Source organism: Pseudomonas taetrolens (genome assembly GCF_900475285.1).
GTDB classification, from domain to species: Bacteria; Pseudomonadota; Gammaproteobacteria; order Pseudomonadales; family Pseudomonadaceae; genus Aquipseudomonas; species Aquipseudomonas taetrolens.
On sequence record NZ_LS483370.1, the window covers coordinates 3872264 to 3895483 of the forward strand.

24 protein-coding genes are annotated in these 23220 nt (G+C 58.0%); 11 read left to right on the forward strand and 13 right to left on the reverse strand.

What is annotated here, in order from left to right:
* Window positions 1–2: 2 nt before the first annotated feature.
* The 10 genes from DQN55_RS17960 to DQN55_RS18005 all read left to right on the forward strand — a co-directional run bounded on the left by DQN55_RS17960 (window position 3) and on the right by DQN55_RS18005 (window position 7068).
* Window positions 3–977, forward strand: coding sequence for a KpsF/GutQ family sugar-phosphate isomerase (locus DQN55_RS17960; RefSeq protein WP_048378571.1), 975 nt, complete (start codon window positions 3–5; stop codon window positions 975–977).
* A complete protein-coding gene (locus tag DQN55_RS17965; RefSeq protein ID WP_048378570.1) occupies window positions 977–1501 on the forward strand; it encodes a KdsC family phosphatase in 525 nt (174 codons plus the stop codon). The genes DQN55_RS17960 and DQN55_RS17965 overlap by 1 nt, the downstream gene beginning before the upstream one ends.
* An 8-nt stretch (window positions 1502–1509) precedes the next feature.
* Window positions 1510–2082: an LPS export ABC transporter periplasmic protein LptC gene (gene lptC, locus DQN55_RS17970; RefSeq protein ID WP_048378569.1), complete on the forward strand. Its 573-nt coding sequence runs from the start codon at window positions 1510–1512 to the stop codon at window positions 2080–2082.
* On the forward strand, window positions 2069–2614 hold the full coding sequence (lptA, locus tag DQN55_RS17975; protein WP_048378568.1) for a lipopolysaccharide transport periplasmic protein LptA: 546 nt from the start codon (window positions 2069–2071) through the stop codon (window positions 2612–2614). The genes lptC and lptA overlap by 14 nt, the downstream gene beginning before the upstream one ends.
* Window positions 2614–3339, forward strand: a complete 726-nt coding sequence (gene lptB, locus DQN55_RS17980; RefSeq protein WP_048378567.1) for an LPS export ABC transporter ATP-binding protein — start codon at window positions 2614–2616, stop codon at window positions 3337–3339. Before lptA ends, lptB begins: the two co-directional genes overlap by 1 nt.
* Before the next feature lie 224 nt (window positions 3340–3563).
* Window positions 3564–5057, forward strand: a complete 1494-nt coding sequence (locus tag DQN55_RS17985) for an RNA polymerase factor sigma-54 (RefSeq protein WP_048378566.1) — start codon at window positions 3564–3566, stop codon at window positions 5055–5057.
* Between the two features lie 76 nt (window positions 5058–5133).
* Window positions 5134–5442: a ribosome hibernation-promoting factor, HPF/YfiA family gene (hpf, locus tag DQN55_RS17990; protein WP_016781796.1), complete on the forward strand. Its 309-nt coding sequence runs from the start codon at window positions 5134–5136 to the stop codon at window positions 5440–5442.
* Window positions 5443–5454: 12 nt separating this feature from the next.
* Window positions 5455–5919 (forward strand): PTS IIA-like nitrogen regulatory protein PtsN, encoded by a 465-nt coding sequence (gene ptsN, locus DQN55_RS17995; RefSeq protein ID WP_048378565.1) that lies wholly within the window; start codon window positions 5455–5457, stop codon window positions 5917–5919.
* A gap of 2 nt (window positions 5920–5921) precedes the next feature.
* Window positions 5922–6779, forward strand: coding sequence for an RNase adapter RapZ (gene rapZ, locus DQN55_RS18000; RefSeq protein WP_048378564.1), 858 nt, complete (start codon window positions 5922–5924; stop codon window positions 6777–6779).
* A gap of 16 nt (window positions 6780–6795) precedes the next feature.
* A complete protein-coding gene (locus tag DQN55_RS18005) occupies window positions 6796–7068 on the forward strand; it encodes an HPr family phosphocarrier protein (RefSeq protein WP_048378563.1) in 273 nt (90 codons plus the stop codon).
* A 143-nt stretch (window positions 7069–7211) separates the two neighbouring features.
* On the opposite strand, the gene DQN55_RS18010 is transcribed toward DQN55_RS18005, so the two are convergent.
* From DQN55_RS18010 to pmbA, 6 genes are all read right to left on the reverse strand, one after another.
* Window positions 7212–8105: a ZIP family metal transporter gene (locus tag DQN55_RS18010; RefSeq protein WP_048378562.1), complete on the reverse strand. Its 894-nt coding sequence runs from the start codon at window positions 8103–8105 to the stop codon at window positions 7212–7214.
* 32 nt (window positions 8106–8137) lie between these two features.
* Window positions 8138–8749, reverse strand: a complete 612-nt coding sequence (locus tag DQN55_RS18015) for a superoxide dismutase (protein WP_048378561.1) — start codon at window positions 8747–8749, stop codon at window positions 8138–8140.
* Window position 8750: 1 nt separating this feature from the next.
* A complete protein-coding gene (locus DQN55_RS18020) occupies window positions 8751–9200 on the reverse strand; it encodes a hypothetical protein (RefSeq protein WP_048378560.1) in 450 nt (149 codons plus the stop codon).
* A gap of 27 nt (window positions 9201–9227) precedes the next feature.
* On the reverse strand, window positions 9228–10604 hold the full coding sequence (locus DQN55_RS18025; protein ID WP_048378559.1) for a class II fumarate hydratase: 1377 nt from the start codon (window positions 10602–10604) through the stop codon (window positions 9228–9230).
* A complete protein-coding gene (locus tag DQN55_RS18030; protein ID WP_048378558.1) occupies window positions 10597–10992 on the reverse strand; it encodes a hypothetical protein in 396 nt (131 codons plus the stop codon). The genes DQN55_RS18025 and DQN55_RS18030 overlap by 8 nt, the downstream gene beginning before the upstream one ends.
* Window positions 10993–11156: 164 nt before the next feature.
* Window positions 11157–12503 (reverse strand): metalloprotease PmbA, encoded by a 1347-nt coding sequence (gene pmbA / locus DQN55_RS18035; protein ID WP_048378557.1) that lies wholly within the window; start codon window positions 12501–12503, stop codon window positions 11157–11159.
* A 107-nt stretch (window positions 12504–12610) separates the two neighbouring features.
* Here pmbA and yjgA point away from each other — a divergent pair, with 107 nt between their 5' ends.
* A complete protein-coding gene (gene yjgA / locus DQN55_RS18040; RefSeq protein ID WP_048378556.1) occupies window positions 12611–13132 on the forward strand; it encodes a ribosome biogenesis factor YjgA in 522 nt (173 codons plus the stop codon).
* A gap of 44 nt (window positions 13133–13176) precedes the next feature.
* Here the strand turns inward: yjgA and tldD are convergent, their stop codons facing one another.
* The 7 genes from tldD to mreC form a co-directional block, all read right to left on the reverse strand.
* Window positions 13177–14619: a metalloprotease TldD gene (gene tldD, locus DQN55_RS18045; RefSeq protein WP_048378555.1), complete on the reverse strand. Its 1443-nt coding sequence runs from the start codon at window positions 14617–14619 to the stop codon at window positions 13177–13179.
* A 61-nt stretch (window positions 14620–14680) separates the two neighbouring features.
* Complete coding sequence (locus tag DQN55_RS18050) at window positions 14681–15529, reverse strand: carbon-nitrogen hydrolase family protein (RefSeq protein WP_048378554.1); 849 nt, start codon at window positions 15527–15529, stop codon at window positions 14681–14683.
* 24 nt (window positions 15530–15553) lie between these two features.
* On the reverse strand, window positions 15554–19366 hold the full coding sequence (locus DQN55_RS18055; protein ID WP_048378553.1) for a YhdP family protein: 3813 nt from the start codon (window positions 19364–19366) through the stop codon (window positions 15554–15556).
* A gap of 75 nt (window positions 19367–19441) precedes the next feature.
* The gene (gene rng / locus DQN55_RS18060) at window positions 19442–20899 is read right to left on the reverse strand and encodes a ribonuclease G (protein ID WP_048378552.1); all 1458 of its coding nucleotides are present in this window, start codon (window positions 20897–20899) and stop codon (window positions 19442–19444) included.
* Between the two features lie 56 nt (window positions 20900–20955).
* On the reverse strand, window positions 20956–21561 hold the full coding sequence (locus DQN55_RS18065) for a Maf family protein (RefSeq protein WP_048378551.1): 606 nt from the start codon (window positions 21559–21561) through the stop codon (window positions 20956–20958).
* A 52-nt stretch (window positions 21562–21613) separates the two neighbouring features.
* On the reverse strand, window positions 21614–22102 hold the full coding sequence (gene mreD / locus DQN55_RS18070) for a rod shape-determining protein MreD (RefSeq protein WP_048378550.1): 489 nt from the start codon (window positions 22100–22102) through the stop codon (window positions 21614–21616).
* Window positions 22102–23148: a rod shape-determining protein MreC gene (gene mreC / locus DQN55_RS18075; protein WP_048378549.1), complete on the reverse strand. Its 1047-nt coding sequence runs from the start codon at window positions 23146–23148 to the stop codon at window positions 22102–22104. Before mreC ends, mreD begins: the two co-directional genes overlap by 1 nt.
* Between the last annotated feature and the right edge of the window lie 72 nt (window positions 23149–23220).

Genomic DNA, 23220 nt, shown 5'->3' on the forward strand with positions numbered 1-23220 from the left:
ACATGAGCCAATCCAGCGACCTGATTCAATCAGCCCAACGTACCATCCGCCTCGAGCTGGAAGCCGTAAAAGGTTTGCTGCCTCATATCGACGCTGATTTCGTACGCGCCTGCGAGATGATTTTGGCAAGCAAGGGCCGGGTAGTCGTTGTAGGCATGGGCAAATCCGGGCATATCGGACGCAAAATTGCCGCCACTCTGGCCAGCACCGGCACCACGGCTTTTTTCGTCCATCCCGCTGAAGCCAGTCATGGCGACATGGGCATGATTGCGCGCGGTGACATCATTCTCGCGTTGTCGAACTCCGGCTCGACCACCGAAATCGTCACCCTGCTGCCCCTGATCAAACGCTTGGGCATCCCGCTGATCTGCATGACCGGCAACCCGGACTCACCCCTGGCCAAGGCTGCCGATGTCAAACTCGATGCCCGCGTGGCCCAAGAGGCTTGCCCGCTGAACCTGGCCCCCACCTCTTCGACCACCGCAGCATTGGTACTGGGTGATGCCCTGGCGATTGCATTGCTTGAAGCCCGGGGCTTTACTGCCGAAGACTTCGCTTTCTCGCACCCGGGCGGCGCTCTCGGCCGACGCTTGCTGCTGAAAGTCGAGAATGTCATGCACAGTGGCGAAGAACTCCCCCAGGTAGTACGTGGCACATTACTTAAAGACGCGTTGATGGAAATGACCCACAAGGGCCTCGGCATGACCGTCGTCATTGATGAAGATGGCCGCCTGGCCGGAATCTTCACCGACGGTGACCTGCGCCGCACACTGGACCGTCAGATCGATATCCGCAACGCAACCATTGACTCGGTCATGACACCCCACGGCAAAACCGCCAGGGCCGACATGCTGGCAGCTGAAGCCTTGAAGATCATGGAAGACCATAAAATCAGCGCACTGGTGGTTATCGACAAGGAAGAGCGACCGGTCGGCGCCTTGAACATGCACGATTTACTTCGCGCAGGAGTCATGTGATGACCCTCGACCTGCTCCAGCGCGGCAAAGGCATCAAGCTTGCCATTTTCGACGTTGACGGCGTCTTGACCGACGGGCGTCTCTATTTCCTTGAAGATGGCAGCGAATTCAAAACCTTCAGCACCTTCGATGGCCAAGGCATAAAGATGCTGATGGCCGCCGGGGTTCAAACCGCGATTATCAGCGGCCGTAAAACCCCTGTGGTTGAACGCCGCGCACAGAATCTGGGCATCCCGTACCTGTATCAGGGCCGGGAAGATAAATTGGTCGTATTGAACGAGCTTCTCGGCCAACTCAACCTAAACTATGAACAGGTCGCCTATCTGGGCGATGATTTGCCTGACCTGCCGGTTATCCGTCGTGTCGGTCTGGGAATGGCCGTTGCCAATGCGGCCAGCTTCGTTCGCGAACATGCTCATGGCGTGACCCTGGCGCGTGGCGGTGAAGGTGCCGCCCGCGAATTCTGCGAGCTGATCCTGCGCGCCCAAGGCCGCCTGGACGCAGCCAACGCCGCCTACCTATAGAGCTTCCTATGCTGAGCAAAAAGATTCGTAACATCCTGTTATTCGCAGTCATTGCTGCGCTGTTCGCAGCCGTTGGCTATTGGAATATCAGCCCCGGACGCTTTCTCGACACCCCTGTAGTGGCTGTCGATGAATCTGCCATCGATTATTACGCCCTGAACGCCCGCAGCCTTCAGTACCTGCCGGACGGTAAACTGCAGTACGAAATGACCGCCGACAAGGTTGAACACGTAAAGGCTTCAGAGGTCTCTTTACTGACCAAGCCCGACCTGCAGATGTATCGCGGTACAGCGTACCCGTGGCACGTCCAGAGCGAACGCGGCGAAGTCAACCCGGACGGCAGCGAGGTTGAGTTGATTGACTCGGTACGCATCGCCCGGACCGACGAAAAAAAACGCACAACGGTTATTACCAGTAGCCGCATGACTGTATTCCCCCAGAAGCAATATGCGCAGACCCAGCAAGCCGTTAGAATCGACGGCGCTGGCGGCGTTACAACTGGCAAGGGAATGAAAGCATATTTGAAAGACGGCAGGATGGACCTGCTGTCCAACGTAAGAGGACAGTATGAGTCTCGTTAAAACCCTCCCTTTATTGCTCAGCCTGAGCGCAGCACTGGGAAGCGCGAGCGCCTGGGCTCTGCCGAACGATAACGAACAGCCTATCCGCATCCAGGCCAATGAAGCACAGCTGGATGACAAACAAGGCGTCGCTACCTACAAGGGTGATGTGATCATCACTCAGGGCTCGATGAAAATCACCGGCAACACCGTCACTATCACCCGCAACGCGGCGGGAGAAATTGACGTAGTGACGTCGGTGGGCAATCTTGCCTACTTCGAGCAGCTGCAAAAAGAATCTGATCCCAAACCGGTTCAGGCGTATGCCGTGACCATTCAGTACCATGCGCCGCAAAACCGCATCGTGCTGATCGACAGGGCCAAGGTCATTAACGACGGCAACACCACCGAAGGCGAGAAAATCGTCTACGACACGGTGAAACAGGTCGCCAATGCCGGTCGCGCCAATGGCAGCAGCGTCACCGCTCCACGTCCGCGCATCGACATGGTGATCCAGCCGAAGAAAAAAACCGACCAACAGAAGGCCCAGTAATGGCAACTCTGAAAGCCCAGCATTTGGCTAAAAGCTACAAGAGCCGCCAGGTGGTACGAGATGTCAGCCTGTCGATCGACAGCGGGCAAATCGTCGGCTTGCTCGGTCCTAACGGTGCGGGCAAGACCACGTGTTTCTACATGATTGTCGGCCTGGTCCAGGCCGATCAGGGTCGCGTGCTGATCGACGACCTCGACGTCAGCCATCAACCCATGCACGGTCGCGCACGTGCCGGTATCGGTTACTTGCCGCAGGAAGCTTCGATCTTTCGCAAGCTGTCGGTTGCCGACAACATCATGGCAATCCTCGAAACGCGCAAGGAGCTGGACAAGGCAGGTCGTCGCCAGGAACTGGAAAGCCTGCTGCAGGAATTCCACATCAACCACATCCGCGAAAACCTGGGCATGAGCCTGTCTGGGGGCGAACGCCGCCGGGTCGAAATTGCCCGCGCACTGGCCACTGCCCCCAAGTTCATCCTGCTCGATGAACCCTTTGCAGGCGTTGACCCCATTTCCGTAGGTGACATCAAGCAAATCATCCATCATCTGAAGGCCAAGGGTATTGGCGTGCTGATCACCGATCACAACGTCCGTGAAACCCTCGACATCTGCGAAACTGCGTATATCGTCAACGACGGTCAATTGATCGCTGAAGGTGATGCTGAAACGATTCTTGCCAACGAATTGGTGAGAGAAGTTTACCTCGGTCACGAGTTCCGCCTGTAATCGCAGGAATGGTGGAAACTCCTGGAGCGCTGACAAATAAAACATCCAACGACGTTTTATTCCACAAGCGCTCAGCCGTTTCCCGGGGCAACGGAAACTAATTAAGAACGCCCCTAGGCAAACACAGCGGTTTCAGGCATATAATTTGCTTATGTTTGGCGCTTCCGCGCCCTTGTAGTGGATGGCGCCATGTGCGCCGGCGAATAAGGTGTAAAGCCCCTGCCATGAAACCATCGCTAGTCCTGAGAATGGGCCAGCAGCTGACAATGACACCTCAGCTGCAACAAGCCATACGCCTGCTCCAATTGTCGACCCTGGACCTGCAACAGGAAATCCAGGAGGCCCTGGAATCCAATCCGATGCTCGAACGCCAGGAAGAAGGCGAAGACTTCGACAATTCGGACCCTATGGCCGACAACATCGAGCAAAAACCCAACAACGATATTCAGGAGCCTTCCTACCAGGAATCCGCCCCTACCGTGGACAACCTCGAGGAAGGCGAATGGAATGACCGCATTCCCAACGAGCTGCCTGTCGACACCGCCTGGGAAGACGTTTATCAGACCAGCGCCAGCAGCCTGCCAAGCAATGACGATGACGAGTGGGACTTCACCACCCGCACCTCTGCCGGTGAAAGCCTGCAGAGCCACTTGCTGTGGCAATTGAACCTTGTACCGATGTCCGACACTGACCGACTGATCGGTGTGACGCTCATCGACTGCATCAACAACCAGGGCTATCTCGACGAAACACTCGAAGAAATCCTCGAAGCGTTCGACCCGGAGCTGGACATCGAGCTCGATGAAATCGAAGCTGTCCTGCACCGCATCCAGCAATTCGAACCCGCCGGTATCGGTGCACGCAGCCTAGGCGAATGCCTGCTGCTGCAATTGCGTCAGCTGCCTGCCAAAACACCTTGGCTGAACGAAGCCAAGCGCCTGGTCACCGACTACATCGACCTGCTCGGCGCTCGCGACTACAGCCAGTTGATGCGTCGCATGAAGCTCAAGGAAGACGAGCTGCGCCAGGTCATCGAGCTGGTACAAAGCCTTAATCCGCGCCCGGGCTCACAAATCGAGTCCAGCGAAGCCGAGTACGTGGTACCTGACGTTATCGTGCGCAAAGATAACGAACGCTGGCTGGTGGAGCTCAACCAGGAGTCCGTGCCACGCTTGCGCGTCAACCCGCAATATGCCGGTTTCGTCCGCCGTGCCGACACCAGTGCCGACAACACGTTTATGCGCAATCAACTACAGGAAGCACGCTGGTTCATCAAAAGCCTGCAGAGCCGCAACGAAACCCTGATGAAAGTGGCGACCCAAATCGTCGAACATCAGCGCGGCTTCCTGGAGTACGGCGACGAGGCCATGAAGCCTTTGGTGCTGCATGACATTGCCGAAGCCGTAGGCATGCACGAATCCACGATCTCTCGGGTTACCACACAAAAATTCATGCATACCCCGCGCGGTATTTATGAGTTGAAGTACTTTTTCTCCAGCCATGTCAGCACTTCCGAAGGCGGCGAATGCTCGTCCACCGCGATCCGTGCCATCATCAAAAAACTGGTTGCCGCTGAAAATCAGAAAAAGCCGTTGAGTGACAGCAAGATCGCTGGTTTACTGGAGGCACAAGGTATTCAGGTCGCCCGTCGCACCGTCGCCAAGTATCGCGAATCCCTGGGAATCGCGCCTTCGAGCGAACGCAAGCGTTTGATGTAAGCCACGGGTTACAGCGTTTCAGTGGCAGGCTGCTCAGCCTGCCACTTTATGCAATGGCATCAAAAGGAGAAACTGTATGCAAGTCAACATCAGTGGACACCAACTGGAAGTCACCGAACCGCTGCGCGCTTACATCGGCGAAAAACTCGACCGACTGGAACGCCACTTCGACAAGATTACCAACGTACAGGTGACGATGGCGGTCGAAAAACTGAAACAGAAAATCGAAGCCACTCTGCATATCCATGGAGGGGAAGTCGTTGCCAATGCCGAGCATGACGACATGTATGCGGCAATTGACCTGCTCACTGACAAGCTTGATCGCCAACTGAAAAAGCATAAGGAAAAGACCCAAAGCCTGCTCCAGGGCGCGACCGGTCGTTAATACTCCCTACCCATGATTCGACTTGAAAATATCCTGACCCCCGGCCGTTCCCTCGTGAACGCGCCGGGCGGCAGTAAAAAGCGCGCACTCGAACAAATTGCCAACCTGATCAGTCGCGAAGTGCCTGATCTCGAAATGCAGGATGTTTTCGAGAGCCTTATTGCCCGTGAAAAACTCGGCTCCACCGGTTTTGGTAACGGAATTGCAATCCCCCATTGCCGCCTCAAGGGCTGCAAGTCGCCAGTCAGCGCCTTGCTGCACCTCGACGCCCCTATAGATTTCGACGCCATCGATGGCGCGCCGGTCGACCTGCTCTTCGTTTTGCTGGTACCTGAAGCGGCAACCGATGCACATCTGGAACTGCTCCGGCAGATCGCCAGCATGCTCGATCGTAAAGACGTGCGCGAGAAGCTGCGCGCCGCATCCAGCAACGAAGCGCTGTATCAGGTTGTTCTGGACGTACAGAACGGTCATTAATCATGCGCTTAGTTATTGTCAGCGGACGCTCCGGCTCCGGTAAAAGCACTGCCCTCGCCGTCCTTGAAGACAACGGTTTCTATTGCATCGACAACTTGCCTGCCGGCTTGTTGCCGGAGCTGGCGGAGCGTGCGCTGATTCACACCGAGCTGGCACAGCCGCTGGTGGCCGTATCGATTGATGCGCGAAACCTGCCGAGCCATTTATCGCGTTTTCCGCAATTGCTTGAAGAGGTGCGCAGTCGGCATATCCAGTGCGATGTGCTGTATCTGGATGCCGACGAAGAAACCTTGTTCAAGCGGTTCTCGGAAACCCGCAGACGTCACCCGCTGAGCAGTGCCAGCCGCTCTTTGGCCGAAGCGATCCGCGACGAGACGCAACTGCTGGGGCCGATTGTCGACCTTGCTGATCTCACCATCAACACCACCAACCTCAACCTGTATCAGTTGCGCGACACGATCAAGTTGCGCCTGCTGAACAAACCAGAAGCCGGTACTGCCTTTTTGGTGGAGTCGTTCGGCTTCAAGCGCGGGATGCCGGTGGACGCCGACCTGGTGTTTGATGTGCGGTGCCTGCCCAACCCGTATTGGAAACCCGAACTGCGAGAACAATCCGGGCTGGACCAGCCCGTCGTCGACTACCTGGCAGCCCAACCGGATGTCGAAGAGATGTTCCAGGACATCTCCAGCTATCTGCTCAAGTGGCTGCCGCGTTTTGCCGCCAGCAACCGCGCCTATGTCACCATTGGCATCGGCTGCACGGGCGGTCATCACCGCTCTGTCTACCTGACCGAACGACTCGGCAAGTGCCTGCAAAAAACTCTGAAGAACGTCCAGGTTCGCCACCGCGACCTTACTTGAAAGGATTTAACCCGCGATGCCTGCTCTGGAAATAGAAATCATCAACAAACTGGGCTTGCATGCTCGTGCATCCGCCAAGTTCGTGGGCATCGCCGGGAAATACCCCTGCCAGATCCAGGCAGGCCGCTCGCCGGAATCCATGGTCGACGGTAAGAGCATCATGGCAATGATGATGCTCGCTGCTGGCAAAGGGACTACCATTCATCTCAAGACTGAAGGTGAGCAAGAGCAGGAAGCGCTGGAAGCGCTGGTGACATTGATCAACAACTACTTCGATGAAGGCGAGTAATCACTGAAACGATCTCTGCAGGAGCGAGCTTGCTCGCGATGATCCCGTGCAGTGGCTGAATCGCAGTGATTTTGAAATCTGCTCGAGCAATCGAACGTCGTCCGATTGCCCGTGCAGGTTCAGATCATATAGCCGGCTTTCCCCTACCCCAATGCAGTGTCCATCACCATCATCAGACAGAACCCGACACACAACCCCAGACTGGCCAGCTTTTCGTGCCCGTTGCGACGCGACTCAGGGATGACCTCCTGAGTCACCACCAGCAACATAGCACCTGCCGCCAGGGCCAGGCCCAAGGGCAACAGCACCTGGGCAAGGTTTACCAGCCATGCGCACAGCACCGCAAACACAGGCTCAACCAGACCTGACGCCGCGCCCACCAGGAAGGCCCTCACCCGCGACATCCCTGCGCCCGCCAGAACCAACGCGATCACCAGCCCTTCCGGAACATCCTGAAGCGCAATCCCCATGGCCAGGCTATCGGCATCAGGCATGCCGCCACCCGCCGAAACCCCGACTGCCATACCTTCCGGAATGTTGTGCGCCACAATGGCAATCACGAACAACCAGATACGCGGGGCAATAACAGGTTCGCCCGGGCGACTGCTCAACCCTTGCGGTCCGGCCCCGGACACCTTGAGATCCACCAGGAACAGAAAAAACGCCCCCAGCTGGATACCCGCACTGACCAGCCCGCTTGAGGCCCAGGATGACAGCCCCAGATTTTCAGCGGCTGCAATGCCTGGAACGATCAACGAAAAGGCGGTGGCAGCCAGCATGACGCCCGCGCCGAAGCCCAGCAACGTATCGCTGACAGCCATCGGCATTTTGCGTATCACCAGCACCGGTACCGCCCCGAGTGCCGTTCCCAGCGCACAGAGCGCACCGCCCTGAAGCGCGCGCAACATCCGCGGCTCAAGATCCAGCCAGACCAGCCCCTTTGCAACCAACAAGGCCGTGCCCGCCAACAGCAAGAGCGAGCCCAGGGCATAACGAAACATCCGTACACCGCCGACCGCTAATATTTGCGTGCCCATAATCCGCCTGAATCCTTTTGAGTAGGCTTGGCTCAGGCCATCGCAGCCTGATAACGACGCGCCACTTCTGGCCAATTGATCACACTGTAGAACGCATTGATGTATTCGGGGCGACGATTTTGATAGCGCAGATAGTAGGCATGCTCCCACACATCCAACCCCAGAATCGGTGTATTACCGTTCATCAGAGGACTGTCCTGGTTGCCACTGCTTTCGATCACCAGTTTTTTTTGCGGAGTCACGCACAACCATGCCCAGCCGCTGCCAAAACGGGTCAAGGCCGCCTTGGTGAAGTTCTCCTTGAACGATTCCAGCCCACCCAGTTGCTCATCGATGGCCCTGGCCAATACGCCTTCAGGCTGCCCTCCGCCCGCAGGGCTCATGACCTCCCAAAACAGCGAATGGTTGGCATGCCCGCCACCTTGATTGATCACGGCGGCACGCAGTTGCTCGGGCAGCTGATGAACACTGGCGACCAGTTTCTCGACAGGCCATTGCGCCCACTCGGTGCCTTCGACAGCGGCATTGAGGTTATTGATATAGGTCTGATGATGCTTGGTGTAGTGAATTTCCATGGTCTGCGCATCGATATGCGGCTCAAGCGCGTCATAGGCATAAGGCAAGACTGGCAAGGTGTAAGTCATTTCAATGGACTCCCGGGTGATGGCCACTGACCGTTGAGAATTCGTGGCAGGACTGTGCCACGTTGCGTTTGAGCAAAAGACTGGTGCGCGGGTATTCGCCGTGCTCGCTGATGAAATTCAACAATTCAACATAGGTTTTGCTGCTCTGGCGCAGTGCTGCTTCACGCAATGCCGGCGCCAGTCGGGGGTTCTGAAGGGTCTGCAACAAACGCTGATGAATCGCACACAAGTACTCGACACTCTCCTCCGGCTGATTCAAGCGCAAGTGCAGATCCGCCAGGTTGTGATGGGAAATCACACACGCGGCGACGGCTTCATCGGCATCACTCCAGCGTTCGAACAGCACCTGCGCCAAAGCAAGCGCCTGCAAGTAATGTTCTCGCGCATCAACCAGCTCGCCCTCGGCGAAACAGCGATTGGCTCTTTCGATCGTGCGTTTCCAGTGTTCCATGTGCGCCTCCAAAGCAGTGTCGATGCGTTAAATACCGCCGGCTGTCAGCTTCTCGGGATCCAGCAGAACCTCAAGCTGGCTGCGTGGCAGGTCGGTGTATTCCTGGGCCACATCAATCACCGGGCGCCCTTGCTGATAGGCAGCCTTGGCAATTTCAGCGGCTTTTTGATAGCCAATGATCGGATTCAGCGCAGTCACCAGAATCGGATTGCGCGACAACGCCTCCTTGAGCTTTCCCTCGTTGACCTTGAAGCTGCTGATGGCTTTGTCGGCCAGCAGACGGCTGGCGTTGGCCAGCAACTCAATGCTGCTTAGCAGATTCTGGGCGATGACCGGCAGCATCACGTTCAACTCGAAGTTGCCCGACTGGCCGGCCACGGTAATGACCGCGTCATTACCGATAACCTGCGCTGCAACCATCGCCGTGGCTTCAGGAATCACCGGATTGACCTTGCCCGGCATGATGGAAGAGCCCGGCTGCAAGGCCTCGAGCTCGATTTCGCCCAGACCTGCCAACGGGCCGGAGTTCATCCAGCGCAGGTCGTTGGCGATCTTCATCAACGACACGGCCGTGGCCTTGAGCTGCCCCGAGACCGACACCGCGGTGTCCTGTGAACCAATCAAGGCAAACAGGTCTTTGCCAGGCGTGAAGATGACCCCGGTCAAGGTGCTGAGCTGCTGGCTGAACAACCCGGCAAACTGCGGGTGTGCATTGATACCGGTGCCCACCGCCGTGCCACCCTGGGCCAGCGATTGCAGCGCAGGCTGCAAGTCCTGCAAATGCCCGATGTTGGCCTTGAGTTGCTGCGCCCAGCCGTTGAGGACCTGGCTCATGCGCACGGGCATAGCGTCCATCAAGTGGGTGCGGCCAGTCTTGACGTAGACGTGCACCTGCCCGGCCTTGTGCTCGATCACCTGCACCAGGTGCGTCAAGGCCGGCAATAATTGTTCATGCAAGCCCAAGGCTGCACTCACATGAATAGTGGTCGGGATGATGTCGTTACTGCTTTGCCCGCAATTGACATGATCGTTGGGATTGACCAGCTCACCCAGTACACGCGTGGCCAGGGTGGCAATCACTTCATTAGCGTTCATGTTGGAACTGGTGCCGGAACCGGTCTGGAAAATATCCACCGGGAAGTGTTCCATGAAGTCGCCGGCCAGCAGAATCTGCGTAGCCTCTTCAATGGCCTGGCCCTGCGCCTCGCTGATTTGTCCCAGTTCCACGTTGGCCCTGGCAGCAGCTGCCTTGGCCAGGATCAGCGCGCGAATGAATTGACCAGGCATGCGTTGATGGCTGATCGGGAAGTTGATCACTGCACGCTGGGTTTGAGCGCCATACAGCGCTGCTTCAGGCACATGCAATTCGCCCATGCTGTCACGTTCGATACGAGTGTTACTCATCAGGAAATCCTTGCACCGGTTCTGTTAAACAAATCGAAGGATCGAGTTCGCATGTTGCCAACTGCCAGGCGAAGCTTTGCCAGCGTTTAAGTCGGCAGCCACAGAGCGCTTGGGTTTCGATGTCACGCAACGGACGCCAGGCATGATCCAGGCACGCGTTGCGCCATTGCCAGGGCAGTGCAATATCCGTTGCAGTGTCGAGCAACAGCCGAAAGGACGTTACGGCTATCGTCCAGGGAGAAGTCGCCGTATAGCAGGCAAGGTAGCCGCCTTCAGCCAGGTAATGCGCAATCAGGCGCGGCTCGTCCGGAACCATCGCGCAACGGATCTGGCGACTCATCCAGCGCCAGCTTTCCAGATACGGGTCTTCATGCAAGACAGAACTCATGACATAAGCTCGCTCGATAATGAGTCTCATTATTAGGCGATATTCGTTATCAACACAAGCCTGCTAAAGGCTACCCTCCTAACTCCCCCCTTCGGACGTTTGCCAGCCACAAAAAAAGGCGTATCACCCTTCAGGTGATACGCCTCGATTACCGCGCAGGGGTGTCAGCTGCCTGCGACCGTCATCCGCTCGATCAACACCGAACCCGTGCGGATATTGCTGCGCAGTTCAAGGTCATTCCCGACCGCGACGATCTGTTTGAACATGTCACGCATGTTGCCAGCGATCGTCACTTCCTGAACCGCGAACTGGATCTCGCCATTCTCGACCCAGAAGCCGGCAGCACCACGCGAATAATCGCCAGTGACCATGTTCAGGCCGCTGCCCATCAGCTCAGTGACAAACAGCCCGCGATCCATGCGGCGAATAAGTGCCGCCTGGTCTTCGTCGCCGTGGGTCACGAACAGGTTGTGCACACCGCCCGCGTTAGCGGTGCTTGGCATGCCCAGCTTGCGGCCGGAGTAGGTGCTGAGGATATAAGACACCAGCTCGCCGTCCTTGATGAACGGCTTGGCGTAGGTTGCCAGGCCATCGTTATCGAACGACGAGCTGCCCAGGGCGCGCATCAAGTGCGGGCGCTCGTCCAGCGTCAGCCATTGCGGGAAAATCTGCTGGCCCATGGAATCCAGCAGGAAGGACGACTTGCGGTACAGGTTGCCGCCCGAGATAGCCCCCAGGAAGCTGCCGAACAGACCGCCGGCCAACTCCGCCGAGAACAGCACCGGCACTTCACACGTAGGTACCGGACGGGCTCCCAAACGGCGGGCAGCGCGCTCCGCCGCACGCCGGCCGATGGTGGCGGCATCCATCAGCAGCTCACCCTGGCAGTTCACGTCATACCAGTAATCGCGCTGCATTTGCCCGCTGTCTTCAGCGATCATCACGCAGCTCAGACTGTGGCGAGTCGACGCCGAACCGCCGATAAATCCATTGCTGTTGCCATATACACGGCAACCCTGGTGAGTACTGAGCGTGGTGCCGTCGGCATTTTTGATCCGGCTATCTGCATCAAATGCAGCGGCCTCACAGGCCAGCGCCTGTTCAATGGCCTGCTCCGGGGTAATGTCCCACGTGTGGAAAACATCAAAATCTTTCAGATCACGAGCCATCAGGTCCGGATCAGCCAGACCCGAGCTTTCGTCTTCCGAGGTGTGCCTGGCAATCGCCAGCGCCGCAGCAACGGTTTCACGGATCGCATCGGGCCCCGTGGCTGACGTGCTGGCCGAGCCTTTGCGCTGGCCCACATAGAGGGTGATGCCAAAACCTTGATCGCGGTTGAATTCCACGGTCTCAACTTCTCGCTGACGCACCGAAGTCGACAACCCCTGCTCCAGCGACACCGCCACTTCACAAGCGCTGGCGCCCTGGCGCCTGGCTTCGGCGATGATTTGCTCGACCTGCTCCTGCAGTGCCGGCAGGGCCTGCGGGCCGACGCTTTCTACTGCACTCATGGTTTTCTCCACTCAAATTCTGTTTTCGGCAGGGCCGCCGAGCGACCGGGCCGGACAAGCGGCCCCCGACTGGTTATCATGGCGGCGTTTCTTTGCGGACTGCCACCATGGTTGATTCTTACGACGACGCCTTCGACGGCGAAAAAAGCAAATCGCAGGTCAAACGCGAGCTGCATGCTCTGGTTGATCTGGGCGAGCGTCTCACGACACTCAAGCCTGACTTGCTGAACAAAATGCCTTTGACCGACGCACTGCGCCGGGCGCTGGCAGATGCTCCAAAACACACGGCCAATATTGCGCGCAAGCGCCATATGATGTTCATCGGCAAGCTGATGCGCGATCAACCGCTTGACGAAATTCTTGCTTTGCTCGAACAAGTGGATGCCTCTTCTCGCCAATACAACGAACGTTTCCACGGCCTCGAACGCTGGCGTGACCGCCTGATCGAAGGCGATGACGATGTACTGGAAAAGTTTGTCGCCGAGTTCCCTGAAGCCGATCGCCAGCAATTGCGTTCGATCGTGCGTCAGGCAAAACACGAGCTGGCACACAACAAGGCACCGGCTTCAAGCCGCAAATTGTTCAAGTACATCCGAGGGCTGGACGAGACTCAACGCGGTCTGCGTTAAATCTCGTGCATGGACGGGATGCCTCGCATCCCGTCCGACCCTCATCACCCGCCCGTACCGCCTACAGTAATTGCATCTATCTTCAGCGTTGGCTGACCGACACCCACCGGTACCGACTGCCCATCCTTGCCACATGTGCCCACGCCGCTGTCCAGGGCCAGGTCGTTACCGACCATCGACACCTTGCTCATCGCCTCCGGCCCGTTGCCAATCAGGGTCGCACCCTTGACTGGACGCGTGATTTTGCCGTCCTCGATCAGGTAGGCCTCGCTGGTGGAAAACACAAACTTGCCGCTGGTGATGTCGACCTGCCCACCACCCAGATTGGCGCAGTAGATGCCTTTTTTCACCGACGCGATGATTTCTGCCGGATCACTTTGGCCGCCGAGCATGTAAGTGTTGGTCATGCGCGGCATCGGCAGGTGCGCATACGACTCGCGACGACCATTACCGGTACGGGCCACGCCCATCAGCCGTGCGTTGAGCTTGTCTTGCATATAGCCCTTGAGCACACCGTTCTCGATCAGAGTGGTGCACTCGGTTGGCGTGCCTTCATCATCCACACTCAACGAGCCTCGGCGACCGGCCAGCGTGCCGTCATCGACGATGGTGCAGAGTTTGGAAGCAACCATTTCGCCCATGCGACCGCTGTAGGCCGAACTGCCCTTGCGGTTGAAGTCGCCCTCCAGGCCGTGACCCACCGCTTCGTGCAATAACACACCGGACCAGCCCGAGCCCAGCACCACGGGCATGGTACCCGCCGGAGCCGGCACCGCTTCCAGGTTGACCAGCGCCTGACGCAGCGCCTCACGGGCATAGCCCATGGCACGGTCTTCGGCGAGGAAATAACGGTAGTCGGTACGCCCGCCTCCGCCATGTCCGCCGCGCTCGCGACGACCATTCTGCTCAACGATCACACTGACGTTGAAACGCACCAACGGCCGAACATCCGCCGCCAGGCCGCCGTCGGTGGAGGCCACCAGAATCCGCTCCCAAACGCCGGCCATGCTCACGGTGACCTGCTGGATGCGCGGGTCGAGTGCACGGGTTGCAGCATCTACGCGCTTGAGCAGCTCTACTTTTTCCGCGCGGCTGATCACTTCCAGAGGGTTATCCGGCGCATACAACTGGGCCACGTCCTGGGTGGTGAACGCCTGGACCGTGCCGTGTTGCCCGGCACGGGAGATCGAGCGGGCCGCACGGGCTGCCAGGCCCAGCGCATCTAACGTGATGGCATTGCTGTAGGCGAAACCGGTTTTCTCGCCGGATTGGGCACGTACACCCACACCCTGATCGAGGTTGAAGCTGCCTTCTTTGACGATGCCATCTTCCAGTGCCCAGGATTCAGAAATCTGGCCCTGAAAGTACAAATCGGCGGCATCGATCCCGGGGCCGGCCAGATCGCCCAATACTGATTGCAGGCTTTCGAGGGTGACACCACCCGGTGCCAACAGGTGTTCGCTGACTGAGGTCAACAACTCGCTCATATTCACTCCGTCTTGGCCCCTGCCTCAGCATCTTTGAGTGCTGAACCCACGGGCCTGAAAATTAGTCCTGCGTTGCAGGTCGCTGCGCGCCCTGCGAAAAAAAGCGCCGATGACTTACCACCGGCATGCGAGCTCTGATGGCCGCCTGTTCAACTGCGTCACGCTCGGCCAGCAACACACCCTCGCCTTGTGCCTGCCCGGCCAGTATCCGGCCCCAAGGGTCGATGATAGCGGCGTGGCCCCAGGTTTCGCGCGGCCCCGGATGAACACCGCCCTGGGCTGCAGCCAACAGGTAACACTGGGTTTCGATGGCACGTGCACGGATCAGCACCTCCCAATGCGCCGCCCCGGTCACGGCTGTAAACGCCGAAGGTGCGGTAATCAACTCGGCTCCGGCGGCCCGCAACTCACTGTACAGCTCAGGGAAGCGCAGGTCATAGCATACGGTCAGGCCCAGCTTGCCGACTGGTGTATCAGCGACCACCACCTGCTCACCTTGAGCATAGTCATCCGATTCCCGGTAACGGCCACGATTATCGGCCACATCCACGTCGAACAAGTGCAGCTTGTCATAACGGGCAACGCATTCCCCGTCGGCGTTGACCAGCAAAGAACAGGCGTTGGCCCTGGCCATGGGCTGATCAACCGGCGGCAGCGGTAATGTGCCCGCGACTATCCATAACTTGAGGTCGCGGGCTGTCTGTTTCAACCACGGCAGGATCGGACCTTCGCCCAATGCTTCGGCCCGGCCTATATCGGCGATATCACGCCGTCCCATGGCAGCGAAGTTTTCAGGCAGCACGGCCAGCTGTGCGCCGCCCTGCGCAGCCTCTTCAAGCAAGCGCCGCGCCTGCCTCAGGTTGGCCAGCACATCGCTCTGGCTGACCATTTGAATCACTGCGAGAGACATGACGCACTCCTCAAAAGACCGGGCTTATTTTTTTTCGAAAGGCTTGTCGAAGGTGATCTTCGGATTGGTCCATGGGCCTTGAATGCTGTATTGCACGCTGGCAAAACGTGAGACCTGATCACCAATCAGCTTGTTCAGCAAAAACAGTGCGCCACCCACTGCAGGCGCGCCCACCAGCAATGCCGCAATCGGCAGGTTATTGGTGACCGGCAAGGTCACCAACAGTTTGGCATTTACCTGGTCAGTGAGCATGTTCAACGTACCGTTGAGTTCCAGGTTGGTAGACGGCCCGGTCATTACAATCGGCTTACCGGTGCGATACACACCGCTGCTGGCATTGAGCACACCCTTGACCCGGTCATAACTGAGGCCTTTGCCAAACAAGTCCGAGAAGTCCAGACGCAGGCGCCGACCAATCGAGTTGAAGTTCAGCAAACCAAAAATACGCAAGACCTGGGCACTGCCATCGACTTCAACGAACTGACCTTTGCGCAAGGTGGCATCCAGCGTACCGGAAAAGCGCTTGAGACCGATCCAGGCGGGCGAACCAGGCCAGTTACCGTCGACGTCCAGGTGAAAGTTTTCACTGGTCACGCTGGGTGCAAAGCCCCAGTTTTTAAGCACATTGGCCAGATTGCCTCCGCCAAGACGTCCCTGGTACCAGCTTCGGCTGTTGCCCGCGACACCTTCCCAGCCTCCGGCCCCCTCCAGCAGCAAGCCCTTGAGCCCCAGATTAAGACTGTTGAGGCTGATGCCGCGACTGGTCGGGCGCACTTTGAGCGACCAGGCTCCCAGCAGATCCGGGCCCTGATAGAGCTGGCGAACAATGATGTCCAGCGCAGGAATCTTGCGAGGATCAACCGACGCCAGCGGATCAGGCGCATTCTCGTCCGCCACGGCCTTGGGGTCAGGCGCTGGCAGGCGAATGCTTTGCATGGTGACCACGATCGGGGCGTTTTTGGCATCCGGCAGGGTCACGGCCCCTACGGCTTGCTGGCTGTCAATTTGCAGTGCGAAGGACGCCGCATTGCGCTTCATCACCAAATGCACCTTATCCAGCTGAGTCCCAAATGCAATCAACTTGCCCACCCTGAAGTCTGCGCTGCTGAGCAATTGCTTGGCGCTGCTGCCCGGATCGTTGCCAGCATAACGCTCAACCAGCGCTTGCCACGGGGCAACATCCAGCTCGGACATCGTGCCGCGAATCCGCAAGCCCTTCCTGGCAGGCAGTAACGGCTCGCCTTCACCCAGCAGCAGTTCGCCACGTCCCTCCTCGAACTTGCCGTTGGGTGCAGCAAACGTAAGGTTGGCCAAGTCACCATAATCAAACCAGTAACGACGTTCGGCGCCCTGAAGCGTCATGCGAAATACGCTGTTGCGGCTTTGGTTGGCCGCCAGACCAAAAGGCGCGGGCAAGTCGATCACCGCCCCCTTGAGGTCAGAACTGACCCGCAATTGGCTGTCAGCCCCGTCCAGCGTTAGTTGCAATTGATAAGGCAAGTCACCCGTTACCGGTATCGGCTGGTTGAACTTGAGCCAGTCAGTCAGTCTTTTAACCCCGACATGACCGTTGGCCACCATACGGGTACTGATTTTTCCGGGCTTGCCGTCGGCAAAGATCTGCGCCGTGACGGGACGATCAAACGCTCGGGCGCTGATAGCCTTGCCACTCAACCCTTTGGTGCTGTCAAAACGAAAGTCGCCCTTGAGTTGCGTCAGTTCAAGTTCAGGCTCGCTGATTTTCAAACGCGCCTTGTCGGTGCTGAAGTCGACTCCGATCTTCGGCTCTGCGCCTTTGCCAAGCGGGATATCCAGGTCGACCCGCCCCTTGAGTGAGCCTTCTCCTTGCCAGCCAGCGAATGTGGACGCAGTACCGATCGGTGCTTCCTGGAGGATTTTCAGACCGTCACCGAGCTTCCCGTCAAAGTTGCCGTCCAGAAACAGATGACTCACTTTGCCATTCGGTACATGGGGGATATTCACCGCAACGTTACGCACCTGAGTGTCGAGAAGCTGGCCTTTACTGGCCATGATTCTTATACCGCTGTCCTCGATAAACACATCACCCGAAACGTTACGCACATGAGGCCAACCCGGCTGGAACGCCAGCTCGGCGACATGAACCTTGAAGAACAGGCTGATCGAACGCGCCTCGGGCGTAACGTCGTGGCTCAATGAGCCTTGGTACTGGAAAAAACCTTCTTCAACATCACCCTTGATGATCGCGGTGCTCAGCCATTCCGTCAGTGCAGGGCTCAACATTTCAGGCAAATATTTGGTGGTGTAGCGACCGTCGCCATCGGTCAGCCCCACCCGCAGGTCCATGTAGTCTTCCTGGGCGGAATCAAAATAGAGGCGGATCAGAAAATCGGCGGCAATCTTGCCTTCATCACCCAGTACTTTTATGTAAGGGGCAACCAGGGTGAAACTGTCTTTGTCCAGGGTCCAGGTGAGCAAGGCATTGGCTTGCTGATACTGCCAGGCCTTGGCAAAGATCGGGTCCAGATGCAGCGAGAAATCCTTGCTGTCGAGCCGCAACTCGCCTTTGCCCAGATCACCGCTGATCAAGCCACTGACATTGCGGGCTGCGGGCGCTCCGTGGCTTGCATTGAACCCCACCTGCTGCAAATTGGCCGCAAAGCTGAGCCGCTGATCGTCCTTCGCGTCTGGCCGGTAATCGACCAGCACATTGCGCAAGGTCCCCGTGACTTTCAGTTGATCGACCACCCTTGCCACGCCATCGGACAACGGCGCCAGCGAGTCAAGCAGCGGTGTGATCGGGGTCAGGTCGAGGCGATCGGCCTGCAGATGCCAACGCGCAGGCTCCTTGTCGGTCGCGGCGAATTGCTGCAGCTGCATCCGTGTTTCCCAGCGGGTCTCACCGAAGTTCATCGCCAGGGAGTCAAGTACGACCTTGAAGCCTTGTTCACCACGCTCCACCCAGGCGCGCAACGCCAGGTTTTCGACCGCTTCGGGTTTTCGTTCGGCATAAGCGCCCCGTACTTTGGGCGCATTCAGACGGGCCACGGCACTCTGCACAGTGCCTTTGCTCCAGTTGAACCAGATTTCACCGCCCGCTTTTAGCTCAGACACTGTCCACGGCTTGATCAGGGTCTCCGGAAGCCATTTGGCCCAGTCACTTTGCGGCAGGCTGACATACGCCTGGGCTGCGCCATCCCGCCAGCGGCTGGCCTGGACCTGGGTTTTCAGGCTCATCGCCATGGGCTGGCCATCGGGGAGGGTCAAACGTGCATCGAGACGTTGATGAGAAGGCCCCACGTCGAGCGTCAGCCCAACATACGTCAGGGTCAACGGCGCTTGCTTGAAAGGTTCAAGGGTGATCTGACTGTCGAGCACGGAGAGGCGCGCAACACGCTGCAGTTGATTCAGCAGTTGCTCGGGATCGAGCGGTTTATCGTCTTGCATCGGCAAGCCTTCGAGCGTCCAGTGCCCCTCCTGGTCCTGGCGCAGGCTCAGTTGCACACCATTGAGCTGCACATGAGCAATGCGAATATCGCGATTCAACAAGCTTGCCCACACATCAGGCACCAACTGCACTTCGTCAAGGCGCAGGGCCGTGTTGCCCTCGCCCACCATCACATCGTGCGCCAGCAACACCGGTGACATCCCGCTCCAGCGACCCTCCAGGCTGCCGATGGTCATCGGCATGCCCAGGGCTTCCCGGGCCTTGGTCTGCACTTCTGCACGGTATTCAGCCACAAGCGGGGTCAGTTCGCGCCCCAGGCTGACGTACAACGCTGTCAACACCAAAACCAGGGCGCACAGACCCAGTCCCCAACGAGTCAGCGCGGCAAAAAAGCGGGTCAGACGCTCCATGTCAGTCGGCCTCTTCATTCATGATCGAGGGAGCCAAATCCAGCTCCTGTGCAACACTGCAGAACGCTCGATACTTCAGAGCAGCACCACGTCGTATTGTTCCTGGGAATACATGGTTTCAACCTGGAACCGAATGGTACGCCCGATAAATCCTTCCAGCTCCGCGACATTGCCCGACTCTTCGTCCAGCAAACGGTCGACCACTTTCTGGTTGGCCAGAACCCGGTAACCCACCGCCTGATAAGCGCGGGCCTCGCGGAGGATTTCACGGAATATTTCATAGCAGATGGTTTCCGGGGTTTTCAACTTGCCCCGTCCCTGACAACACACACAGGGTTCGCACAGCACTTGCTCCAGACTCTCACGGGTACGCTTGCGGGTCATTTGTACCAGGCCCAACTCGGTAATCCCGATGATGTTGGTCTTGGCATGGTCACGTTCGAGCTGTTTTTCGAGGGTGCGCAAGACCTGGCGCTGATGCTCTTCATCTTCCATGTCGATGAAGTCGATAATGATGATCCCGCCCAGGTTGCGCAGGCGCAGTTGCCGGGCGATGGCGGTGGCGGCCTCGAGGTTGGTCTTGAAAATGGTCTCTTCAAGATTGCGATGACCCACGAACGCGCCGGTGTTGACATCGATCGTGGTCATGGCTTCTGCCGGATCGACCACCAGGTAACCACCGGACTTGAGCGGAACCTTGCGATCCAGGGCTTTCTGGATTTCATCTTCGACCCCGTACAGGTCAAAAATGGGCCGCTCACCCGGGTAATGTTCCAGACGGTCAGCGATTTCAGGCATCAGTTCGGCCACAAATTGAGTGGTCTTCTGGAATGTTTCACGCGAGTCGATGCGGATTTTCTCGATTTTAGGGCCGACCAGATCACGCAATGTGCGCAAAGCCAGCCCCAAGTCTTCATAAATCACACTTGGCGCACCAACGGTTTTGATCTGTGTACCGATCTGCTCCCACAAGCGACGCAAGTAACGAATGTCCATCAGGATTTCATCCGCCCCGGCTCCTTCGGCCGCCGTCCGCAATATAAAACCACCGGCTTCTTTAATGCCTTCCTGGGCAACGCAATCACTGACCACCTGCTTCAGGCGCTCACGCTCGGCCTCGTCTTCGATTTTCAGCGAAATGCCCACATGCGCGGTACGCGGCATGTACACCAGATAACGCGAAGGAATCGACAGCTGGGTGGTCAGGCGTGCGCCCTTGGACGCGATCGGGTCCTTGGTGACCTGCACCACAAGGCTCTGGCCTTCATGCACCAGCGCGCTGATGCTTTCGACAGCCTGACCTTCACGCAGGGAAATCTCGGATGCGTGGATAAAGGCAGCGCGATCCAGGCCAATATCGACAAATGCGGCCTGCATGCCGGGCAAAACCCGGACGATCTTGCCTTTGTAAATATTGCCAACAATGCCACGGCGCTGGGTACGCTCGACATGCACCTCTTGCAGAACACCGTTCTCTACCACCGCCACGCGCGATTCCATCGGCGTGATGTTGATCAGGATCTCTTCACTCATGGCTGGGTCTCGTTCAGGCGTCATCACATTAGTGCCACGTCACGTAGGTGCGGTATTCAGCGCACGGTAAGGTTTTGCCAACAGGGTATGCCGAAACGCCCAAGGAGTTCTGCGGTTTCGCACACGGGCAACCCTACAACGGCCGAATAACTGCCATTGAGGCCTGATACAAACACCGCCGCCAACCCCTGGACAGCATAGCCGCCAGCTTTATCCTGGGGTTCACCGCTGGCCCAGTACAGGCTGGCTTCTTGTTTGCTGATGTTTCGAAATCTGACATAGCTGCGTACCACGCGGGTTTCGCAGCGGCCCTCGTCAAGAATCGCGATCGCCGTCAAAACCTCATGCTCACGCCCGGACAAAGCCATGAGCATGGCCGACGCATCGGCCTCATCAATCGGTTTGCCGAGAATTCGCTCGTTGAGCACCACGGCCGTGTCGGCCCCGAGCACGCAGAAGGCACTAACGGGCGGCGACATCAGCAATTGCTCACGGCCAGCCCGGGCCTTTTCGCGCGCCAGACGCTCGACATAGGCCACAGGAGACTCATTGGGGAGAGGGGTTTCATCAATGGCAGCACTTACCGTGCTGAACGGCACGCCGATTTGAGTGAGTAACTCGCGTCGGCGCGGTGAGCCGGAAGCCAGATAAAGCAAGGTCATCAAGACATCTCCCTGTCGAAGTGCGGAAACCAGGAAATGGCTCGCGATCCCGTTAATTGATTTTGAAGCGTCGGCACAACCCGCGAAGCCCGTAACTGACCCAAGGCCAAAGCAAGGCACTGACCAGCGCCGGCAATACCAGCGCCAGGGTTGGCTGCCGATTCCCGGTCAAGGCACTGAGCCATAACTGAACCAGTTGAGCCAGCCCGAATACAACCAGAATGACCAGACTTTGCTGCCACATGGGGAACATCCGGATACGCTGCTGCAATGACAGGATCAGGAACGTGATGAGCGTCAGGATGAGCGCATTCTGCCCCAGCAACGTGCCGTAGAGAACGTCTTCGGCCAGCCCGAGGCAAAACGCGGTAACCATGCCCACCTTGTGCGGCATGTATAACACCCAAAAAGCCAGCAACAGGGCCAGCCAGAGAGGGCGCAGGATCTCCATGAACTGCGGCATCGGCGAAATACTGAGCAACAGGCCGACAGCAAAGGTCAGCCAGATGATCCAGCCGTTACGCGAACGGGTACTCGTCATTATTGCCTCTCCTGAATAGTAGCCGGCACAGCGGCTGGCGGATTGGCAGTTGCAGGGGCTGGCACTGGAGCAGGTGTTTTCACGGGAGTGGCGTTCGTCGCTGCCGAGGCTGGCGGGGACACCGGCGCAGGCGCTGGTGGCGCAGTGACAGGTGCTGGCTGCACGGCTGCTGCCGCGGGTGCGCCTGGAACGACTTCAGCGCCTTGCTCGGCTTCTTGCGCCTGGGCCGCATCATTGGCGCGCTCTTCCGGCGTCCGGCTGTCACTGAATACCAGCAGTAAATAGCGGCTGCGATTCAAGGCCGCAGTCGGGACGGCACGGACTATTGCAAATGGCTGCCCCGAGTCGTGAATCACTTCCTTGACCGTTGCCACAGGATAACCGGCCGGGAAACGCTGACCGAGGCCCGAACTGACCAGCAGGTCGCCCTCTTTGACGTCCGCCGTGTCCGCCACGTGGCGCAACTCCAGACGCTCGGGATTGCCCGTACCACTGGCGATGGCCCGCAAGCCATTGCGATTCACCTGCACCGGAATGCTGTGAGTGGTATCGGTGAGCAACAGAACACGAGAGGTGTAAGGCATCAATTCGACGACCTGCCCCATCAACCCGCGCGCATCGAGAACCGGTTGACCGAGCACGACACCGTCACGCTCACCCTTGTTGATGATGATGCGATGGGTGAAGGGATTGGGGTCCATGCCGATCAGTTCGGCCACTTCAACTTTTTCGCTGACCAGCGCAGAAGAGTTCAGCAACTCGCGCAGACGAACGTTCTGCTCGGTCAGCGCCGCCAGTTTTTGCAGGCGACCTTGAAGCAGAAGGTTTTCCGTCTGGAGTTTTTCGTTTTCAGCGACCAATTCAGTGCGGCTGCCGAACTGACTGGCCACGCCTTGCCACAAGCGTTGCGGCAGATCGGTGATCCAGTAGGACTGCATCAGTACCAGTGACATTTGGCTGCGCACGGGCTTGAGCAACGTGAAACGGGCATCGACGACCATCAGCGCAACCGACAGCACGACCAGCACTAACAAGCGCACGCCCAATGAGGGGCCTTTGGTGAAGAGCGGTTTAATAGGCCGCTCCTCCAGGGCAAGTGTTCAATTTATTCATACGGC

Bases quoted from the DNA above. Each gene is read 5' to 3' on its own strand.
- DQN55_RS17960 (WP_048378571.1), top strand. From the start codon at position 3: ATGAGCCAATCCAGCGACCTGATTCAATCAGCCCAACGTACCATCCGC.
- DQN55_RS17965 (WP_048378570.1), top strand. From the start codon at position 977: ATGACCCTCGACCTGCTCCAGCGCGGCAAAGGCATCAAGCTTGCCATT.
- lptC (WP_048378569.1), top strand. From the start codon at position 1,510: ATGCTGAGCAAAAAGATTCGTAACATCCTGTTATTCGCAGTCATTGCT.
- lptA (WP_048378568.1), top strand. From the start codon at position 2,069: ATGAGTCTCGTTAAAACCCTCCCTTTATTGCTCAGCCTGAGCGCAGCA.
- lptB (WP_048378567.1), top strand. From the start codon at position 2,614: ATGGCAACTCTGAAAGCCCAGCATTTGGCTAAAAGCTACAAGAGCCGC.
- DQN55_RS17985 (WP_048378566.1), top strand. From the start codon at position 3,564: ATGAAACCATCGCTAGTCCTGAGAATGGGCCAGCAGCTGACAATGACA.
- hpf (WP_016781796.1), top strand. From the start codon at position 5,134: ATGCAAGTCAACATCAGTGGACACCAACTGGAAGTCACCGAACCGCTG.
- ptsN (WP_048378565.1), top strand. From the start codon at position 5,455: ATGATTCGACTTGAAAATATCCTGACCCCCGGCCGTTCCCTCGTGAAC.
- rapZ (WP_048378564.1), top strand. From the start codon at position 5,922: ATGCGCTTAGTTATTGTCAGCGGACGCTCCGGCTCCGGTAAAAGCACT.
- DQN55_RS18005 (WP_048378563.1), top strand. From the start codon at position 6,796: ATGCCTGCTCTGGAAATAGAAATCATCAACAAACTGGGCTTGCATGCT.
- DQN55_RS18010 (WP_048378562.1), bottom strand. From the start codon at position 8,105: ATGGGCACGCAAATATTAGCGGTCGGCGGTGTACGGATGTTTCGTTAT.
- DQN55_RS18015 (WP_048378561.1), bottom strand. From the start codon at position 8,749: ATGACTTACACCTTGCCAGTCTTGCCTTATGCCTATGACGCGCTTGAG.
- DQN55_RS18020 (WP_048378560.1), bottom strand. From the start codon at position 9,200: ATGGAACACTGGAAACGCACGATCGAAAGAGCCAATCGCTGTTTCGCC.
- DQN55_RS18025 (WP_048378559.1), bottom strand. From the start codon at position 10,604: ATGAGTAACACTCGTATCGAACGTGACAGCATGGGCGAATTGCATGTG.
- DQN55_RS18030 (WP_048378558.1), bottom strand. From the start codon at position 10,992: ATGAGTTCTGTCTTGCATGAAGACCCGTATCTGGAAAGCTGGCGCTGG.
- pmbA (WP_048378557.1), bottom strand. From the start codon at position 12,503: ATGAGTGCAGTAGAAAGCGTCGGCCCGCAGGCCCTGCCGGCACTGCAG.
- yjgA (WP_048378556.1), top strand. From the start codon at position 12,611: ATGGTTGATTCTTACGACGACGCCTTCGACGGCGAAAAAAGCAAATCG.
- tldD (WP_048378555.1), bottom strand. From the start codon at position 14,619: ATGAGCGAGTTGTTGACCTCAGTCAGCGAACACCTGTTGGCACCGGGT.
- DQN55_RS18050 (WP_048378554.1), bottom strand. From the start codon at position 15,529: ATGTCTCTCGCAGTGATTCAAATGGTCAGCCAGAGCGATGTGCTGGCC.
- DQN55_RS18055 (WP_048378553.1), bottom strand. From the start codon at position 19,366: ATGGAGCGTCTGACCCGCTTTTTTGCCGCGCTGACTCGTTGGGGACTG.
- rng (WP_048378552.1), bottom strand. From the start codon at position 20,899: ATGAGTGAAGAGATCCTGATCAACATCACGCCGATGGAATCGCGCGTG.
- DQN55_RS18065 (WP_048378551.1), bottom strand. From the start codon at position 21,561: ATGACCTTGCTTTATCTGGCTTCCGGCTCACCGCGCCGACGCGAGTTA.
- mreD (WP_048378550.1), bottom strand. From the start codon at position 22,102: ATGACGAGTACCCGTTCGCGTAACGGCTGGATCATCTGGCTGACCTTT.